This is a genomic window from Collinsella sp. AM13-34 (assembly GCF_003473055.1).
Classification (GTDB): Bacteria; Actinomycetota; Coriobacteriia; order Coriobacteriales; family Coriobacteriaceae; genus Collinsella.
Window position 1 is genome coordinate 1 of the sequence record NZ_QRLE01000055.1, and the last position, 1,748, is coordinate 1,748.

At 63.0% G+C, this 1,748-nt stretch carries 2 protein-coding genes; one reads left to right on the forward strand and one right to left on the reverse strand.

Annotated features, from left to right (window positions below; translation table 11 throughout):
• Window positions 1-141 precede the first annotated feature (141 nt).
• The gene (gene metA / locus DW151_RS10350; protein WP_118335752.1) at window positions 142-1,068 is read left to right on the forward strand and encodes a homoserine O-succinyltransferase; all 927 of its coding nucleotides are present in this window, start codon (window positions 142-144) and stop codon (window positions 1,066-1,068) included.
• Window positions 1,069-1,091: 23 nt separating this feature from the next.
• On the opposite strand, the gene DW151_RS10355 is transcribed toward metA, so the two are convergent.
• Window positions 1,092-1,688, reverse strand: a complete 597-nt coding sequence (locus DW151_RS10355) for a 5-formyltetrahydrofolate cyclo-ligase (protein WP_118335754.1) — start codon at window positions 1,686-1,688, stop codon at window positions 1,092-1,094.
• Window positions 1,689-1,748 lie beyond the last annotated feature (60 nt).

A 1,748-nucleotide genomic window follows, 5' to 3' on the forward strand; every position in this document is an offset into this window, starting at 1 on the left:
ATGAATGTGGGAGGTGTTCGGATAAAGTCGATAATCAAGGGAAATAAAGGCATGTCCCAAAAATCTACCGCTGGGGGATGTGCTCGCGCGGATGGGGCCGGTCGTTGTACCATAGCTGCAACTGACTCGTTAGGAGCTTCCATGCCCATTCGCATTCCCGACGCCCTCCCTGCCGCCGCGCAGCTCGAGAGCGAGAACATCTTTGTCATGACCGAGTACCGCGCGCTGCATCAGGACATCCGTCCGCTGCGCGTGCTCATCCTCAACCTCATGCCCACCAAGATCGCCACCGAGACGCAGATTATGCGCAAGCTCTCCAACACGCCGCTGCAGGTGGAGGTGGACCTGCTGCGCACCAAGACGCACGAGGCAACGCACGTAAGCGCCGGCCACCTGGAGACGTTCTACCGCACGTTCGACGATATCCGCGACATCCACTACGACGGCCTGATCATCACGGGCGCGCCGGTGGAGCAGATGCCGTTCGAGGAGGTCGACTACTGGCCCGAGCTCTGCCAGATCATGGATTGGTCCACCACGCACGTGCACTCTACGCTGCACATTTGCTGGGGCGCGCAGGCGGGGCTCTACCATCATTACGGTATCCAGAAGTACGATCTGCCGGCAAAGGCGAGCGGAGTCTTTGAGCATTATCTGGTGAAGCCGCAGAGCCCGCTGGTCCGCGGCTTTGACGACCGTTTCTATGCCGTGCATTCGCGCAACACCGATGTGCGCCGCGAGGACGTGGAGGCCGAGCCGCAGCTCGAGGTCGTTGCCGTGTCCGACGAGGTGGGCCTGTACATCGTCAAGTCGACCGACAGCCGCCGCTTCTTTGTATTTGGTCATCCCGAGTACGATACCGACACGCTGCGTCTGGAGTACGAGCGCGACGTGAAGCGCGGGCTTGATCCCGAGGTGCCGGCGCATTACTTCCCGGGCGACGACCCCACCGCCGAGCCGCGCAACGTTTGGCGCAGCCAGGCTCAGCTGTTCTATACCAACTGGCTCAACTACTACGTCTACCAGACCACGCCCTACGATCTGGCCCGCGCCGGCGAGGAGCACTAGGCCGTCGGGAGGTGCACCGGCCGTTAGGCACTGATGATGTGGGACAGCGGCAGGTCGTGGGCGTCGGCGGGAACGTGGTCGACACGCTGCTCATCAAAGGCGATGCCGATGATTTGACATGCGGGCGAGAGCATGGGCAGGTAGCGGTCGTAGCAACCGCCACCGTAGCCTAGGCGCGCGCCGGTGTGGTCGAAGGCCACGAGCGGCACGACGATCATGTTGAGAGCCTCGGCAGGCACGATGGGGAAGCGGTCGCTGTCAATGTCCGTGGCGGCGAAGGCCCGCGTGGGGTGGGCGATAAACGGGGCCACGGCCGCGTCTCCAGCTGCGACTGCCCGCATGCACATACGCTGGCCACAGGACGCGGCGTCAGTTGCCGAGAGCATGCACGGATAGGCGACGCGCCAGCCGCGTTTGGCGGCCGCCACGGCAAAGGCGGCAGGGTCTGCCTCGGAGCCCATGGCGGCATAGACGGCAACGGTGTGCGGTGCTGTGGCGCCCAAGCGATCCAACAGCTCAACCAGCCGCGTACAGATAACGGCAGACTTCGCCGCCCGCACATCCAAATCAAGAGCATTACGCCGAGCAATCACCGCCCGCCGCAACTCAGCCTTGTCCATTCCAGCCTCCTCTAGCAAACGGGACTGCGGACAAAAAGTTGGACCATCAGGTCCGGTTTG